Origin of the sequence: Sediminihabitans luteus (assembly GCF_002797595.1) — a bacterium.
Classification (GTDB): Bacteria; Actinomycetota; Actinomycetes; order Actinomycetales; family Cellulomonadaceae; genus Paraoerskovia; species Paraoerskovia lutea.
On the sequence record NZ_PGFE01000001.1, the window covers coordinates 894665 to 911265 of the forward strand.

Annotated in this window: 11 protein-coding genes; 1 reads left to right on the top strand and 10 read right to left on the bottom strand. The window is 71.7% G+C overall.

Annotated elements, in window-relative coordinates:
* Nucleotides 1–153: 153 nt before the first annotated feature.
* The 10 genes from CLV28_RS04160 to purL all read right to left on the bottom strand — a co-directional run bounded on the left by CLV28_RS04160 (nucleotide 154) and on the right by purL (nucleotide 15415).
* Entirely contained in the window at nucleotides 154–4962 is a 4809-nt protein-coding gene (locus tag CLV28_RS04160) for an ExeM/NucH family extracellular endonuclease (RefSeq protein WP_239073131.1), read from the bottom strand.
* 339 nt (nucleotides 4963–5301) lie between these two features.
* Complete coding sequence (locus CLV28_RS04165; RefSeq protein ID WP_100421963.1) at nucleotides 5302–5673, bottom strand: sterol carrier family protein; 372 nt, start codon at nucleotides 5671–5673, stop codon at nucleotides 5302–5304.
* A gap of 148 nt (nucleotides 5674–5821) precedes the next feature.
* The gene (locus CLV28_RS04170; RefSeq protein WP_100421964.1) at nucleotides 5822–6757 is read right to left on the bottom strand and encodes an ABC transporter ATP-binding protein; all 936 of its coding nucleotides are present in this window, start codon (nucleotides 6755–6757) and stop codon (nucleotides 5822–5824) included.
* Nucleotides 6758–6759: 2 nt separating this feature from the next.
* Nucleotides 6760–7614 (bottom strand): ABC transporter ATP-binding protein, encoded by an 855-nt coding sequence (locus CLV28_RS04175; RefSeq protein WP_203968118.1) that lies wholly within the window; start codon nucleotides 7612–7614, stop codon nucleotides 6760–6762.
* 32 nt (nucleotides 7615–7646) lie between these two features.
* Entirely contained in the window at nucleotides 7647–8720 is a 1074-nt protein-coding gene (locus tag CLV28_RS04180) for an ABC transporter permease (RefSeq protein ID WP_203968114.1), read from the bottom strand.
* Complete coding sequence (locus CLV28_RS04185) at nucleotides 8713–9705, bottom strand: ABC transporter permease (protein WP_100421965.1); 993 nt, start codon at nucleotides 9703–9705, stop codon at nucleotides 8713–8715. The genes CLV28_RS04180 and CLV28_RS04185 overlap by 8 nt, the downstream gene beginning before the upstream one ends.
* A gap of 73 nt (nucleotides 9706–9778) precedes the next feature.
* Nucleotides 9779–11506 carry an ABC transporter substrate-binding protein gene (locus tag CLV28_RS04190; RefSeq protein WP_100422399.1) on the bottom strand — a complete coding sequence of 576 codons (1728 nt, stop codon included), beginning with the start codon at nucleotides 11504–11506 and terminating at the stop codon, nucleotides 9779–9781.
* Nucleotides 11507–11720: 214 nt separating this feature from the next.
* Nucleotides 11721–12443 carry a copper homeostasis protein CutC gene (locus CLV28_RS04195; RefSeq protein WP_100421966.1) on the bottom strand — a complete coding sequence of 241 codons (723 nt, stop codon included), beginning with the start codon at nucleotides 12441–12443 and terminating at the stop codon, nucleotides 11721–11723.
* Nucleotides 12444–12502: 59 nt separating this feature from the next.
* Entirely contained in the window at nucleotides 12503–12880 is a 378-nt protein-coding gene (locus tag CLV28_RS04200; protein WP_239073132.1) for a hypothetical protein, read from the bottom strand.
* 174 nt (nucleotides 12881–13054) lie between these two features.
* The gene (gene purL / locus CLV28_RS04205; RefSeq protein WP_100421967.1) at nucleotides 13055–15415 is read right to left on the bottom strand and encodes a phosphoribosylformylglycinamidine synthase subunit PurL; all 2361 of its coding nucleotides are present in this window, start codon (nucleotides 15413–15415) and stop codon (nucleotides 13055–13057) included.
* A 205-nt stretch (nucleotides 15416–15620) separates the two neighbouring features.
* Here purL and CLV28_RS15975 point away from each other — a divergent pair, with 205 nt between their 5' ends.
* A complete protein-coding gene (locus CLV28_RS15975; RefSeq protein ID WP_239073133.1) occupies nucleotides 15621–16586 on the top strand; it encodes a DUF2599 domain-containing protein in 966 nt (321 codons plus the stop codon).
* The last annotated feature ends 15 nt before the right edge of the window (nucleotides 16587–16601 follow it).

Sequence of the window (16601 nt, forward strand, 5' to 3'; positions counted from 1 at the left end):
GCGACGACGATACCCGGCCCTGCGGCGATACCCGGCCCTGCGGCGATACCCGGCCCTGCGCCGTCCGCGGTCACGGTCGCGGACGGCGCAGGGCGGGCGTCGTCCGCCGGTGGACGGCCGGGGGTGGTTCCGCACCACCCCCGGCCGCCACGGTCATGCGGTCGGGCAGGCCCCCAGGTCCTTCCACGGGCCCCACGGCGAGGCGCCGGGCTCCTGGTTGCGGGTCCACCAGCTCGCCGACCAGCGGTGGCCGTCGTGCGAGACGACCTCGCCGCCCGTGTAGACCATGCTCGACGTCCACGCGACGCCGCACACGGGCACCGAGCCGTCGGCCGGGCCGACCTCGACCCATGCGCCCCACGACGTCGAGCCGGGCGTCGTGCCCTGCGTCCACCACAGCGCGCGGTAGACGACGCCCTGGTAGACGACCTCGTCACCGGCCACGTACACCGTGCCCGGCTGGTAGGTGTCCACGACCACGGGGGCGGTCACGGTCAGCGGGACCCGCACCGTGGTCCCGCTCGGGCTCGCCACGACCCACAGGTCGTACTCCCCCGCCGCGGTGCCGGTGGGCACCGTGACGTCGAGCGTCGCGGAGCCCGAGGTGACCGGGGCGGTGCCGACGGGCTGGCCCGGGGCGTCCGCGTCGAACGCGTCGTCCCGTGCCACGAGGTACCCGGAGACCCCGGTGTTCGCGGGGCTGCCGATCGAGGTGAGGTCGAGCGACGACACGGTGACCGACGTCGTCCCGCCGGCCTCGACGTCGCCCGGGAGCTCCGGGACGACGGCGCGGGTGCGGGCGAACGACGGCGCGAGGTCCGGGTTGTCGCCCAGGTACGCCATCCACGCGTCGCGGTCGACGAGACCCGAGTCCTTCGCGTCCGTGCCCTGCGTGAAGACCCGGAAGTTGTCCCCGCCGGTCGCGAGGAACGAGAACGTCGCGACCCGGTACTCGCCGGCCGGGTCGATCGGCTCGCCGTCGATCGTGACCGAGGTGACGTGACCGCCCGGTGCCGCGGTCCCGTCGGCCGTGTCGACCGTGTAGCTCACGTTGTCCGAGAGCCCGAGCGCGAGGTACGGCCGCGACGGACGGGTGCCGTCCGCGTTGGTCTGCCACTGCTGCTCGAGCATCTCGACGACCTGCTCGCCCGTGAGGGTCACGGTCCACAGGTTGTTGACGAACGGCAGGACGGCGTTCGCCTCGGCGAACGTGACCGTGCCGTCAGGGGCGTAGAAGAGCTCGTTGCGCAGGCCGCCCGGGTTGACGACGCCGAAGTCGGCACCGCCACGGTCCGGGTCGGCGAGCGTCTCGCGCAGCGAGTTCGCGACGAGGTTGCCGAGCGTCGACTCCGACATGCGGTCGTCACGACCCGTGCTCGCGGCCGGGCCGGGCCCCTGGTAGACGCCGTCGACGTACTTCCCGCCCGTGAACGCCGTCGTGATGTCGGCGCTCACCGAACCCACGGGCTTCGAGCCGATCACCGCGGCCTCGGCCAGCGCGTCGTCGACGATCGTCTTGACCTCGCCGACCACCGGGTAGCTCGCGACGAGCTGGCTCCACGGCGCCTTGGACGCCGCGACGTTCTCGGCGGTGTGGTCGACGACGTCGCCCGACGCGGTGTCGACCGTGAGCGAGATGTGCCCGACGTACTCGCCGTAGCTCCCGGTCTGGACGACCGGACGCGTGCGGTCGGTGCCGGTGATGGGGGCGTCCCACGCGTACTGCTTGTGGGTGTGTCCCGTGAAGAAGGCCGCGACCCGGGGGTCGGTGTCCTCGACCAGCTCGGCGAACGCGCCACCTGCGGCGACCTCGTCGTCGATCGACGCACCGTCCGGCGTTCCCGCCCCCGCGCCCTCGTGGACCAGCGCGACGACGACGTCCGCCTCGCCGTTCGCGTCGTCACCGTCGAGCAGGTCGTCGGTGACGCGGTTCAGGGCGTCGACCGGGTCGCCGAAGTCGAGGTCCGCGATGCCCGCGGGCGTCACGAGCGTCGGGGTCTCCTGGGTCACGACGCCGACGAACCCGACCTGGACGCCGTCCACGTCGATCACGTCGAACTCCGGCAGGGCCGGGGTCGTGGTGCCCTTCTCGTAGACGTTCGCACCGAGGTACGACCAGTCGGCCGCGTCCGTGACCCGACCCGTGAGGTCCGAGAACCCCTGGTCGAACTCGTGGTTGCCGACCGCGGAGGTCGCCAGCCCGAGAGCGTTCAGCACGTCGATCGTCGGCTGGTCCTGCTGGAGCGACGACGCGAACAGCGAGGCGCCGATGTTGTCGCCTGCCGAGACGAACGCCGTCCCGTCAGGGTTCTGCGCCTTGAGGGCCTCGACGGTGCCCGCGAACCCGAGCGTCGGGTTCGTCGTGCCGTCGTTCGAGTACGGCTGGATGCGACCGTGGAAGTCGTTGATCGAGACCAGGTCGATCGTGGTCGTGGTGTCGGCCGCGAGGTCGAGACCCACGAGGATCGGGTCGTGGTCGGACGAGCGGAACGGCGTCTCGTCGTAGAGGTTCACGACGTTGTAGTCGTACCGCGAGTACTCGTTCGCGATCGGCTCGACCGAGTTGATGTTCCAGACGTCGGTCCCGGCGACGGCGGCCGTGGCGGCCGGCGACGCGAGCACGTGGTCGAGCGAGCCGACCATCCCGTCGAACTGGTACGTCTCCTTGCCCGTGGTCGCGCCGAGGTCGGTGTACCCGGCCTCGTGCAGCACGACCATCGGGTCCTCCTGCGCGTAGGAGTTGAAGTCACCCACGAGCAGGACCTTCTCGGTGCCCGCCGCGGCGGCGACGTCGTCCGCGAACGCCGTCAGGGCCGTCGCCTGGGCCACGCGCGACGCGTTGGACGCGCCCTGCCCGTCGCCCTGGTCGGCGTCCGCCCCCGAGCCGGAACCCTTGGACTTGAAGTGGTTCGCGATCACGACGACGTCCTGCGCGGCGGTGCCGCCCGCGGGACGGAACGTCTGCGCGAGCGGCTCGCGCGCGTTGTCGAACGCGGGGTCGTCGACGAGGATCGTCGAGTCCCCCACGGGCTCGGCCGTGGCCGTGCGGTACACGAACGCCGTCCGGATCACGTCCTCGCTGCTCGGCAGCGCGTCGGGCGAGGCCACGAAGGCCCAGGTGCCCGCGCCGTCGGCCGCGTTCAGCGCGTCGACGAGGTCACCGAGCGCGGTGTCGCGGTCCTTGCCGAACGCCGCCGAGTTCTCGATCTCCTCGAGCGAGACGACGTCGGCGCCGAGCGCGGAGATCGCCGCGACGATCTTCGTCTCCTGGCGGTCGAGGTTCTCCGCGTCCCACGCACCGCGGGCGTCGCACCCGCCGCTGACCGTGACGGGGTTGCCGAACCGGTCCTTGTACGAGGTGCAGCCGGTGAGCTCGTCACCCGTCGTCGTGAAGTAGTTGAGCACGTTGAACGTGCCCACCGTCAGGTCGCCGCCGACGTCCTCGGGCTGCGCCTCGCGCGTGTCCTCGAACGTCGCGGGCTGGACCGTGCCCGCGACCGCGGGCGTGAGCGCCGCGAGCGGCTGGAGGTTCCACGTCCCGTAGCGCTGGTCGAGCACGACCGGCGTCGTGAACGTCACCGCGGCCCCGACCCGGACCGGTGCGTCCTTCGTCAGGTACGGCAGCGGAGCCGTCTTGGTCGAGTTGAAGTTGGTCGTCGCGCCGTCGTCGAGCACGATCGCGCGGGCCGCGTTGTCGGCGGCGGCCGCCGTCGCCTCGGCGCTACCCGGCCGACCGACCGAGGTCGGCTGCACGAGCGGCGAGCTGCCCGCCGCGAGCCCGATCGACCCGTAGTAGTTGGTCGAGTAGTTGTCGGTGACCGTGAAGTCGCCCTGCGGCGCGAGCAGCATCTCCTCGAGGCTCTCGCGCTGCGCGTCGGACGCGGGCCACGTGACCGTGGCGGGCTTGACGGCCTCGGCCGGCTCGGCGAGCACCGTCCAGCCGCCCGCCGCGGGCGAGATCTCCGTCAGCGAGCCGTTCGCGGGCGAGGTCGAGGTCTCCTTCGAGTCGTACTCGGAGATCTTGCCCGTCACCTCGACGTGGTCACCGATCTCGAGCGCTGCGGCCGCTGCCGACGAGTACACGAAGATCGCGTCGGACGCCGTGTGCTCGGCCAGGTCGAGGTCGCCACCCGTGCCCTCGGTCTGGATCGTCACGCCGTTGAGGCCGCCCGTGGGGTACGCGGCCGTGACGACGCCGCGCGTCGTGACGGTCTGCCCGACGAGCGGGCTGCGCTCGCCCGAACCCTGGATCTGGGCGATCGGGACGACGTCGCCCGGCGTCGTCGTCTGCGTGGGCGTCGGGGTGGCCGTCTGCGTCGGCTCCGGGTCCGGGTCGGTCCCGTCGCCCGCGGAGTTCTCCGGGGTGACCTCGGCCGAGAAGGTGAAGTCGGCCGAGTTGTCGTTGCCGAAGGCCGTGCGCTCGAGCGCACCGACCGTGCCGGTGCCCTGGCCCGCCGGGCCGGGAGCGACCTCGAAGACGTCCGCCGCGCCGTAGCCGAGGAGGTCGACGAACGCCGGGTCGGCGGTGTGCGACCCCTTGGCCGGGTTGGCCACGAGGGTCTGCGACGCGACGAGGGCGACCACGCCGCTCGACCCGCCGAGGGAGGTCGCGCCCACGGCGTCGGGCGTGGGCAGCGCCGCCCCGGCCGCACCGTTCGACCCCTGCTGCACGAGGTAGTGGCCACCCGCGGGGATGGACCCGCTCAGGCGCGTGATGCCGGAGAAGCTGGCACCGCTCGACGACTTGTACTGCACGGACCACGAGGAGAGGTCGACCGCCGAGCCCGTGGGGTTGTAGAGCTCGACGAACTTGTTCGTGAAGGGCTGCCCCGCGGAACCGCCGACGAGGTACGCCTCGCTGATGACGACGTGCGCGCCGTCCGGGTCTCCGGGAGCGGGGGTGGCGCCGAGTGCGGCGCCCGCGGTCGGGACGGCGAGGGCGAGCGCGGCGCATGACGCCACCGCTGCCCTCCGTCCGCCCGAGAACAACTGGTGACGACTGATCACGCTGACTTCCCTCCGTGTCGAGCCGGGATCTCCGGCGCACCTTCGCGCCGCGTGAGCGACGGGTCGCAGCGGCCCTCCGAGCCAACACGCCGGGTGTGAACAACACATGACTCCGGTGTCACGTGCCCGAAAACTCCCGGGTGGCGGAGATCGCCCGGGTGAGGGCGTCCCCGGCGCTCGGCCGCTGGTCGCACGAACCTAGCCCGGACCGTCGGACGTCGCGCGGCGACGCGCGGACGGCAGGCGGGCATGCAGGCGGGCCGGCCGGGACCGACCTCGCTGCGGGCGGTGCACCTAGCGCCGGCGCGCCGCCTGGAGCGGGAGCACCTCGCGCAGGTCGGCCCGCTCGCCCGACGCGCTGACCCGCGTCGAGCCCACGGCGTCGGCCCAGGTCAGGGAGCCGGAGGCGAGCTCGAGCCACGTCGTCGGGTCCGTCTCGACGACGTTCGGCGGGGTGCCGCGCGTGTGTCGCGGCCCGGCGATGCACTGCGTCGCTCCCGCCGGGGGCACGCGCACCTCGACCGTGTGCCCGGGCGCGACGTCCGCGAGCTCTTCGAGCGTGAACCGGACCGCGGTCGTCACGGTCGTGCGGTCACGGGCGCCGTCCTGCCATGCGGCGAGGGCGGCACGGCCGACCGCGGGGTCGGTGCGTCGTCGGGCGGGCATGGCACGAGGGTACGGGCCGCGCGGGGCACCCGGCACCGCCCGGCACGCGCAGGCGCGACGTCGGGCGACGAGCTCACGGGCCGACGCCGGACGCACGGCGGGCTCCCCCCGACGTCGTCGGGAGGAGCCCGTGGTGCTTCGTGCGGGGTCAGAGCCCGCGGGTACCGAACCTGTCGCGCCCGGCGTCGAGGGTCTCGCCCTCGGCGAGGCCCGCGAGCTCGGCGCGCACCTCGTCGCGCATCTTGCCGAGGTTCTCCGGGTTCGGCGCGGCCTGCAGGAGCAGCTTGGTGTAGTCGTGCTGCGGGTTGAGGATCACCTCGTCCGCCGGCCCACGCTCGACCACGTCACCGCGGAACATCACGATGATCTCGTCGCTGAAGTGCCGCGCGGTCGCGAGGTCGTGCGTGATGTACAGGACCCCGAGGTTCTCCTCGCGCTGGAGGTCGGCGAGCAGGTTGAGCACCCCGAGCCGGATCGACACGTCGAGCATCGACACCGGCTCGTCCGCGATCAGGAACCGCGCACCCGGGGCGAGTGCGCGGGCGATCGCGACGCGCTGGCGCTGGCCGCCCGAGAGCTCGTGCGGCTTGCGCCGGGCGAACTCCTCGGCGGGCGACAGCCGCACGCGCTCGAGCAGCTCGAGCACCCGTGCGTCGATCTGCTCGCGGCTGAGCTCCCGCTTGTGCAGGCGCAGCGGGCGCTCGAGGTGATGGGCGATCGTGTGGAACGGGTTGAGCGACGCGAACGGGTCCTGGAAGACCATCTGGACGTTCGACCGGTACCGGTCGAGCGCTCGACCGCCGCGGGGCTGCGGCTTGCCGTCGAGCAGGATCTCACCGGTCGTCGGTGTCTCGAGCTTCGCGATCATGCGCGCGACGGTCGACTTGCCCGAGCCCGACTCGCCCACGACGGCGATCGTCTTGCCCGGCTCGAGCGTGAAGGACACGTCCTTGACGGCGTGCAGCGTCGACCGCTTGAAGCCCTGCCGCAGCGTGAAGTCCTTGTGAACCCCCCGGAGCTCGAGCGTGGCAGCACCCGGTGCTTCTCCCGCGGGCCGTGGCGTGCTGGTGGTGTCGGTCGCCATGGTCAGGCCGCTCCTTCGGTGCTGTCGCCCCGGCGCACGAAGTCGCCGCGCGTCCCGGTCAGGCTGGGGAACGAGCTCAGGAGCTTGCGGGTGTAGGGGTGCTGGGCGTTGCGGTAGATCTCCTGCGCGGTGCCCATCTCGACGATCTCGCCCTGCAGCATGACGGCGATGCGGTCGGAGATCTCGAGCAGCATCGGCAGGTCGTGCGTGATGAACACGACCGCGAAGTTGAACTGCTCGCGCAGCCGCATGATCTCGCGGATGATGCCGCGCTGGACCACCACGTCGAGCGCGGTCGTGGGCTCGTCCATGATCATGATCTGCGGCTCGAGGGCGAGCGCCATCGCGATCATGACGCGCTGGCGCATACCGCCGGAGAGCTCGTGCGCGTAGCTGTTGATACGGGAGGGGTCCACGCCGACGAGCGTGAGCAGCTCGACGCTTCGTGCCTCCTTCTCGTCCTTGCTCATGCCGGGGCGGTGCGTCGTCAGGACGTCGTGGAGCTGCGCACGGATGCTGATGACCGGGTTGAGCGAGTTCATCGCGCCCTGGAAGACCATCGAGATCTTGTCCCAGCGGAAGGCGCGCAGACCGTCGCCGTCGAGCGCCCGGACGTCGACGTCCTCACCGCTCCTGTCGTGGAAGACGATCTCTCCGGACGTCATGAGCGCCGGCGCCTTGAGCAGTCGGTTCAGGCCGTACGCAAGCGTCGTCTTGCCGCAGCCGGACTCGCCGGCGAGACCCAGGATCTCGCCGCGGTTGAGCGTCAGGGAGACGTCCTTGACCGCCTTGACGACCGGATCCACCTCGTACTCGATGGAGACGTTCCTCGCGGTCAGCACCGGCTCCGGCGTCACGCCGACGGTCTGGTCGCTGGTCAGCTCGGCGCTCACGCGGCCGCCTCCTCGGTGCTGCGCTGCGCGTCGCGCTCGCGACGCGCCTTGCGGACGTTGCGCTGGGCAGCGGGTGCGATGCGCAGCTTGGGGTTGATGATCTCGTCGATGGTGAAGTTGATGAGCGAGAGCCCGCAGCCGAACAGGGCGATCACGAGGCCCGGCGGGATGAACCACCACCACGCTCCGCGCGACAGGGCGGAGCCTGCCTGTGCCTCGTTGAGCATCGTGCCGAGCGTGACCGACCCGGACGGGCCGAGGCCGAGGTACGAGAGCCCCGCCTCGGCGAGGATCGCGAGGATCACGCCGAACAGGAACTGCGCGGTCAGGAGGGGCAGGAGGTTGGGCAGGATCTCGACCGCGATGATCCGGGGAGCCTTCTCACCCGCGACACGGGCGGCGGAGACGTAGTCACGGTTCCGCAGGGACTTCGCCTGCATGCGCAGGATCACTGCTGAGCCGGACCAGCTCGTGAGACCGAGGACGACCGCCACGACGAGCATGCTGCGCACCTCGAGGAACGCCGAGATGACGATGACGAGGGGCAGACCAGGGATCACGAGCATGACGTTGGTGACGAACGAGAGGACCTCGTCGGTCATCCCGGCCCGGTACCCCGCGACGATGCCGAAGACGAGGGAGAGCACGACCGCGATGGAGCCTGCGAGGAGCCCGACCCAGAGCGAGGCGCGCGTGCCGATCGCGAGCTGCGCGAGCACGTCGTAGCCGAGGGCCGTGGTGCCCAGCAGGTGGTCGCCTCCCGGAGGGAGCATCGCGGGGTTCTCGGTGTTCGCCGGGTCCTGCGTGAAGAAGGGGCCGACGAGCCCGAGCAGGACCACGCCGATCACCAGGACGAGGCCCACGACGAGCTTGCCCGAGAACCGCGGGAGGGCGAATCGCGGGACCGCGCGCGGCGGTGTCGGCGAGGTCGGCGAAGGGCTGGACGCGACCTCGACGGTGCGCGCCACGCCGACCGCCTCGCGTGCGCTCGCCGTGGGCACCTCGGGGACGGTGTCGCCGCTCGCGGCCGTCTCGGGAACGGTCAGTTCGGTTCGGATGTCCTCAGGCATTGGATCGGGTCCTCGGGTCGATGAAGCCATAGACGATGTCCATGATGAAGTTCGCCGCGAGCACGGTGAGCGTGATCACCAGGAAGAGGCCCTGCATGAGGGCGTAGTCGTTGCCACGCACCGCCGTGATCATGAGCTTGCCGAGGCCGGGGTAGCTGAACACCTGCTCCATGACGATCGACCCGGCGACGACGAACGCGAGCGTGATGCCGAAGCCGGAGATCGAGGGCAGTGCCGCGTTGCGAGTCGCGTAGGTCATGAGGATCCGCGACTTGCGCAGCCCCTTGGCCTCGGCCGTGACGATGTAGTCCTCGGACATCGTCGAGACCATCATGTTGCGCATGCCGAGCAGCCATCCCCCGACCGAGCTGATGACGATCGTCAGCGCCGGGAGGGTGCCGTGGTAGATCACGTCACCCACGAACGCCCAGCTCCACTCGGGTCCGCCGAACTCTCGGATGTCGTAGCCGTTGCCGACCGGGAACACGGGGTTCTGCACCGCGAGCAGGTAGATCAGCAGCAGCGCGAGCCAGAAGTACGGCAGCGACTGGATGAGGGTGGTCGACGGCACGATGTGGTCGACCCAGGTGCCCCGGCGCCATCCGATGATGGCGCCGGCGCCGACGCCCACGAGGAACGAGATGACGGTCGCGAGACCGACCAGCCCGATCGTCCACGGGAGCGCCTGGGAGATGAGCTCGGTGACCGGGGCCGGAAACTTCGTGACCGACGTTCCCAGGTCCCAGTGGATCACCTGGTTGAGGTACTGCACGTACGCGTCCCAGAGGGACTGGTCCGAGTCGCCGCCGAAGAGGCGCTGGATGGTTGCGATCTGTTCCGGGGTGACTTCGCCGCCACGACTCATCTTGTCGATCATGATCTGGGCCGGGTCTCCGGGAGACAACCTCGGGAGGAGGAAGTTCAAGGAGATCGCGACCCACAACGTCAACACGTAGAAGACGATGCGTCGTGTGTAGTACTTCACCGTTCTGCCCCAGTCTGCGGCGCGCTCTGCGCCACACAGTTCTTCACCGTCTCAGCGCCTCTCCGGCGGACGATCACTCGGTGCCGCCGAGCTGGCTCAGGATGAGGCCAGAGGCGCCCGCGCCCCACGCCGGCGGGAAGGCGTACAGGTTGTCCTCGGTCGGCCAGCCCGTGTAGTCCTTCGCGTTCCAGAAGGTCTCGGTCGCGTTGACGACGACCGGGATGTACGGCAGGTCCTCGGTGATCTCGGCCTGCACCTTGGCGTAGGCGTCCTTCTTCGCGGCCTCGTCGTTCGTCGCCGCGGCAGCATTGACGGCCTCGTCGACCGCGGGGTTGCTGTAGCGCGTGAAGTTCCAGTCACCCGGCTCGAGCGTCTCGCCGACCTTGATCGTCGCGTCGGTCGTGAACCAGTCCTTGTAGATCTGGAACGGGTCGGGCACGGACGTGCCGACGATGCCGCCGAGCGTGAGCTGGAAGTTGCCCGAGAAGCGCGCGTCGCCCCACTCCTGCTGGGTCGGCTCGGTCACGTCGATCTTGATCCCGGCCTTGAGCGCCTGCGCGGCGACGAGCTTGTTGGTGCTGTTGTAGTCCGTCCACGTCGCGGGCGACGTGAGGGTCATCTCGACCTTCTGGCCGTCCTTCTCGTAGATGCCGTCCGCACCCTTGGTGTAGCCGGCGTCCTCGAGGATCTTCATGGCCTCCTCCGCGTTCGCGGTCTGGGGGCTCTCCTTGGGCATGCCGTCGGCGATCCACTTGTCGTCACGGCCGAGCAGCGCGAAGGTCGGCGAGACCGGTGCCGCGAGGTCCACGAACGCCTTGTTGTTGATCTCGGTGCGGTCGATCGCGACGTTGAGCGCCTGGCGGACGGCCACGTCGGTCTGCGGGCCCTCGCACCCGAGGTCCACGTTCGCGCAGGTGTAGATGGCGGTCGGGTCCTGCGGGGTGTTGACGTAGCCCACGGCGTCGCCCGAGGAGCTGACGATCGAGTCCGGGTCAGGGATGAACATGCCGGTCCAGTCGATCTGGCCGGTCGTGAGCATGTCCTGGGCGGACTGGTTGCCTGCGACGCCGATGTAGCGGGCCTGCGCGACCTTGGGCTTGCCGCCCCAGTAGTCCGGGTTCGCCTCGAACGTGTACGAGTCGGCCGAGGTCTCGCCGACCGTGTAGGGGCCGGTGCCGACAGGGGCGTCCTCGTTCGTCCACGTGAGGGCGGCCTCGACATCGGCCTCCTTCTCGGCCCAGACGTGCTCGGGGACCATGAGCGTCGTGCCGAGCACCGAGAATTCGTTCGTGAACTCGGGTCCGTCGAACGAGACCTTGACCGTCAGCGGGTCGACCGCCTCGGCACCCGTGATGTACGCACGCGTGGTGAACTTGTTCGTCAGCGAGAAGACGACGTCGTCCGCGGTGAAGTCCTCACCGTCGTTCCACTTGACGCCCTCACGGAGCTTGATCGTGAGCTCCGTGCCGTCCTCGTTCCACTCGAACGACTCACCCAGCATCGGGCGCGGCGCCTCGGCCGACGTCTTGTTGTAGTAGAAGAGCGTCTCGTAGATGACGCCGTTCGTCCCGGCGAGCAGCGTGGGCGAGAAGGGGTTGAAGTTCGCCGTGATGGGCGGCTCAGCACCAGCCCAGACGATGAGCGTGCGATCGGTGTCGGTGCCCTCGGCGGCGGCCGGGGACTTGGTCCCGTCGCCGCTGCCCTCGTCGTCCCCGCCACCGCAGCCGGCTGCCAGGAGGGTCACGCCGGCAACCAGGGAGGTCACGGCAAGGAGGCGCTTGCGCCCCGTGCTTCGGATCATCATCGGTCCTCTCGAAGAAGGTCGATGGTCGGCGCTTCGCGCCGCACATCTTCGTGCGTCCACCCCCCTGCGGGGCGTCGTGCAGGAACACTAACGAATTGATCCACATCACAGCCAGATTCATCAGGAAAGTTACCTAACTGAAACTCGACGGCAACGCTCCCATCGGGACGGACCGCCCGGAACCCCCGGGATCCCCGGCAGAACGGGCCGGTCAGGCGTGCGCGAGCGCCTCCGCGGCAGCCGCCGCGACGGTCTCGTCCGTGACCTCGAAACCCGCGTCACCCCCGCCACCCGGCCCGCCGGCGTCCGACACCACGGCCTTGGCCGAGAGGTGGACCGCGTCGACGCCCGTCGCGACGAGCGCCGCGACGTCGTCCGGTCGGACGCCGCCACCGGCCATGACCTGCACGCGCCCCGCCGCTCGGGCGACGGTCGCGGCGAGGCGGTCGAGGCCCTGCGGCGCGGTCGCCGCGCCGCCCGAGGTGAGCACGCGCGCGACGCCGAGGCGTGCGAGCACGTCGAGGGCGGCGGCGACGTCGTCGACCACGTCGAACGCGCGGTGGAACGTCACCTCGCGACCCTGCGCGGCCTCGACGAGCAGGCCCAGCGCGTCCTCGTCGACCGTGCCGTCGGCGCGCAGGACGCCCACGACCACGCCGTGCGCGCCCGCGGCGACCGCGTCGCGCACGTCGCGCACCTGCACGTCGAGCTCGTCGGCCGAGTACACGAACCCGCCCGGTCGCGGCCGCACGAGCGGGTGCACCTCGACCTCGCCGGCGGCGGCGAGCACCGCGCGCAGCAGGCCCGCGCTCGGCGTCAGGCCACCGGTCGCACCGAGCGCCGAGCAGAGCTCGACCCGGGCCGCGCCCACGCGCGCGGCGACGCGCACGCCCTCGACGTCCTGCACAGCGATCTCGAGCACGCGTGCGCCCATGGTGTCCTCCCCGGTTCGTCCGACCGGGTGATCCTAGAACGTCGCGGCGGGCGGCCCTGCTACCAGGACCAGCCGCGGGCGCTCAGCTCGAGCTCCTCGCGCATGCGTTCGTCGGGGTCGTCGAGCATCCCCGCCTGCAGCGCGGGGGCGTCGAGCGAGAGGCCTGCCAGCGCGCAGGCCTCGCGCAGCAGGCCGTCGTACGCGCCGCGCACCGCGCGGTAGTGGTGCACACGGCCGTAGAGGTCCGGATCGGCCTCGATGCGGCGCAGCTCGGCCGCGAGCTCCGACAGGCGGACCTGCACGCGGAGCGCCACGAGCGGGTCGGGCCCGAGCACGGGCTCGACACGGGCGCGTGACAGGACGGCGTGGACGAGAACGACCACCATCACCGCAGCGCTCGCCAAGACGGGCCACCAGCCCGCCAACCACGTCGTCATCCACCCGGTCATCAGCCACGTCCCCACGACGTGCGCCTCGGGCGCCGCCTCGGCACCGGTCCCGGACCCCCGCGTCCGGGACGCCGTCACGTCCCTCCCAGCCTAGTCAGCCGAGGCCAGGACGACCACAGGGCGCCGTCCCGGAGGACGGCGCCCTGCGGCTGACGATCGGGGTCAGCCGAAGATCGCGGGCAGCGTGGCCCGGAACGCGGCGTCGGCCTCGGCGAGCGGGAGGCTGAACTGCCCGACGACCTCGAGCGCCTCGACGTCCTCGCCGTCGACCTCGACCGTGCGTCCCGTCTCGCCGAGCTTGACGTAGGGCACGCCGCGCGCGACGCACGCGTCGACGAGCTTCTGCGCCTCGGAGCGCGGCACCGTGACGATCGCGCGTGCGGTCGACTCCGAGAACAGCGCCTCGAACGGCGTCACGCCGTCGCGCTCGCACAGCGCGTCGAGCGAGACGCTCGCGCCCGTGCCGAACCGCAGCGACGACTCGAGCAGCGCCTGCGCGAGGCCACCCTCCGAGAGGTCGTGCGCCGCCGTCACGATGTGGTCGCGGCTCGCGGTCACGAGCACGTCGGCGAGCGCCTTCTCGGCCGCGAGGTCGAGGCGCGGCGGGAGCCCGCCCAGGTGGCCGTGCACGACGTCGGCCCAGGCCGAGCCGTCGAGCTCGGCGCGCGTCGCACCGAGCAGCACGACGACCTCGCCGGCCTCGCGGAAGCCCGACGTCGTGGCCTGCGCGACGTCGTCGAGCACCCCGAGGACGCCGACGACCGGGGTCGGGTGGATCGAGGAGTCGATCTGCCCGGGCTCGCCCGTGCCGTTGTAGAGCGACACGTTGCCGCCGGTCACGGGCACCGCGAGCTCCATGCAGCCGTCCGCGAGGCCCTCGATGGCCTCGACGAGCTGCCACATCGAGTCCGGGTCCTCGGGCGAGCCGAAGTTGAGGCAGTCGGTCACGGCGAGCGGGCGCGCGCCCGTCGCGGCGACGTTGCGGAACGCCTCGGCGAGCGCGAGCTGGGCGCCCGTGCGCGGGTCGAGCTTGGCGTAGCGGCCGTTCGCGTCGGTCGCGAGCGCGACGCCGAGGCCCGTGGTCTCGTCGACGCGCACGACGCCGCCGTCGTCGGGCTGCGCGAGCGCGGTGTTGCCCTGCACGAACCGGTCGTACTGGTTGGTCACCCACTCCTTGCTCGCGAGGTTGGGCGAGGAGAGCAGGCGCAGCGCGGTCGCACGCAGCTCGTCGCCACTCTCCGGGCGGGCGAGGGAGTCGGCGGTGTCGGCGTTGAGCGCGTCCATCCAGGCCGGGCGCGCGTACGGGCGGTCGTAGACCGGGCCCTCGTGCGCGACGGTCTTCGGGTCGACGTCGACGATGCGCTGGCCGTGGTGGTCGATCGTGAGGCGGCCCGTGCCGTTGACCTCGCCGATGACGGACGTCTCGACGTCCCACTTGCCCGTGATCGCGAGGAACTCCTCGAGCTTCTCGGGCCGCACGACCGCCATCATGCGCTCCTGCGACTCCGACATGAGGATCTCGCCCGCGTTGAGCGACGGGTCGCGCAGCAGCACGTCGTCGAGGTCGACGTGCATGCCGCCGTCGCCGTTGGACGCGAGCTCGGACGTCGCGCACGAGATGCCGGCCGCACCGAGGTCCTGGATGCCCTCGACGACCTTCGCCGCGTACAGCTCGAGGCAGCACTCGATGAGCACCTTCTCCATGAACGGGTCGCCGACCTGCACGCTCGGGCGCTTGGCGGGCACGCCGTCCTCGAACGTCTCGGACGCGAGGATCGACGCGCCACCGATGCCGTCGCCGCCCGTGCGGGCGCCGAACAGGATGACCTTGTTGCCCGTGCCCGAGGCGTTGGCGAGGTGGATGTCCTCGTGCCGCAGCACGCCGAGGCAGAGCGCGTTGACGAGCGGGTTGCCCTGGTACGACGAGTCGAACACGAGCTCGCCGCCGATGTTGGGCAGGCCGAGCGAGTTGCCGTAGCCGCCGACGCCGGAGACGACGCCGTGCACGACGCGCGCGGTGTCGGGGTGGTCGACGGCGCCGAAGCGCAGCTGGTCCATGACGGCCACGGGGCGCGCGCCCATCGAGATGATGTCGCGCACGATCCCGCCGACGCCCGTCGCGGCACCCTGGTAGGGCTCGACGTAGCTCGGGTGGTTGTGCGACTCGACCTTGAACGTCACGGCCCAGCCGTCACCGATGTCGACGACGCCCGCGTTCTCGCCGATCCCGACGAGGAGGTGCTTCTTCATCTCGTCGGTCACCTTGTCGCCGAACTTGCGCAGGTGGTTCTTCGACGACTTGTACGAGCAGTGCTCGGACCACATGACCGAGTACATCGCGAGCTCGGCGGCCGTGGGACGGCGGTCCAGGATGTCCTTGATCCGCTGGTACTCGTCGGGCTTGAGCCCGAGCTCCGCGAACGGCTGGGACTCCTCGGGCGTCGCGGCGGCGTTCTCGACCGTGTCGAGGACGGGGCGGGGCGTACCGGGGCGGGCGGTCGCGTCGTTCGTGGGGGCGCTCATCGGATCCCTCGTCGGTGGCGTGCCGACGGCGCGCAGGCGCCGGGCACAGGGGTGCTGGGACACCGCCAGTTTACCGGCCCGCGCGCACGTGCCGCGCCGCCGTCCGGGAGCACGCCGGGACGCCCGTCGCCCACCCGGTCGGCACGACGACATCGCGTGGTCCGGCGCCCCGCACCCGGCGTTCGGGTGCGCTAGCGTGCGCGACGTGAGACGTCCCGATCGCCCCGCCCGGCGGCACCTGCTCGCGGTGTCGCTCGCGGTCACGCTGACCGTGGGCCTCGCCGCGTGCTCGGACGACGCGCCCGCGGTCTCCCCGTCGTCCGCGGACGACGGCACCGCGGTCGCGTCGGAGGGCGCGGCTCCCGGCGGTGCCGAGATGCCGGCGATCGACCTCGGCATGGTCGTCGGCGCTGCCGGTCCGGACCAGGTCGTCGCCGACGTGCACGCGACCGGAACCACCACGGCCCCGCACGGCACGCTCGGTGACGGACCCGCGACGAGCCGCACCGCGACGGTCGACGGCGCCGCGACCGTCGTCATCACCGTCACGAACCCGGCCGGCGCGACGCTCGCCCGGAACGCCGACGGCACGATCTCCGTGCGCGTCGGTGCGACACCGGACGGCGCAAGCGCGTCGGACGTGAGCACCATGGACACTGCCACGACGGACGGGACGACGGTGGGCGGCATCACGGTCGACGCCCCGGGGGCGGACGTCGAGGTCGACGGCGCGTCGCTCCTGATCACGACCGCCGAGGGAACGGCCGCCGAGGGAACGACCACCGACGACGCGCCCGCGTCGGACGACGGCGCCGCGGCTGCGTCGTCCGACCCCGGAAGCACTGCGCCCGGGACGACAGGGCCGGGCGCGCCCGTCGTCGTGACGCTCGGCGCCGACGCGCTCGTCTCGGCGACGTGGGGCGAGGCCGAGGGCGGCCGGTCGCTCGCGGTCGACCCGTCGCCCTGGGCGCGCGGCGCGGGCATGGCGGGCGTCGACGCGACGTGGAGCGCGGTGGTCGCGGCGGAGCCCGACGCCGACGTGCCGGGCATGCGCGACCAGCTCGACTGCCACGCGGTCGGCGCACCCGACAAGGCGACGTGGAACCTCGAGCCGTGGCGGCCCGACGTCGGGCTGCTGGCCGTGATGGTGGCGCGCTGCAACCCGACGTAGTCGGACGGTTGGGCC

Bases quoted from the DNA above. Each gene is read 5' to 3' on its own strand.
- CLV28_RS04165 (WP_100421963.1), bottom strand. From the start codon at position 5,673: ATGCCCGCCCGACGACGCACCGACCCCGCGGTCGGCCGTGCCGCCCTC.
- CLV28_RS04170 (WP_100421964.1), bottom strand. From the start codon at position 6,757: ATGGCGACCGACACCACCAGCACGCCACGGCCCGCGGGAGAAGCACCG.
- CLV28_RS04180 (WP_203968114.1), bottom strand. From the start codon at position 8,720: ATGCCTGAGGACATCCGAACCGAACTGACCGTTCCCGAGACGGCCGCG.
- CLV28_RS04190 (WP_100422399.1), bottom strand. From the start codon at position 11,506: ATGATCCGAAGCACGGGGCGCAAGCGCCTCCTTGCCGTGACCTCCCTG.
- CLV28_RS04195 (WP_100421966.1), bottom strand. From the start codon at position 12,443: ATGGGCGCACGCGTGCTCGAGATCGCTGTGCAGGACGTCGAGGGCGTG.
- CLV28_RS04200 (WP_239073132.1), bottom strand. From the start codon at position 12,880: ATGACGACGTGGTTGGCGGGCTGGTGGCCCGTCTTGGCGAGCGCTGCG.
- purL (WP_100421967.1), bottom strand. From the start codon at position 15,415: ATGAGCGCCCCCACGAACGACGCGACCGCCCGCCCCGGTACGCCCCGC.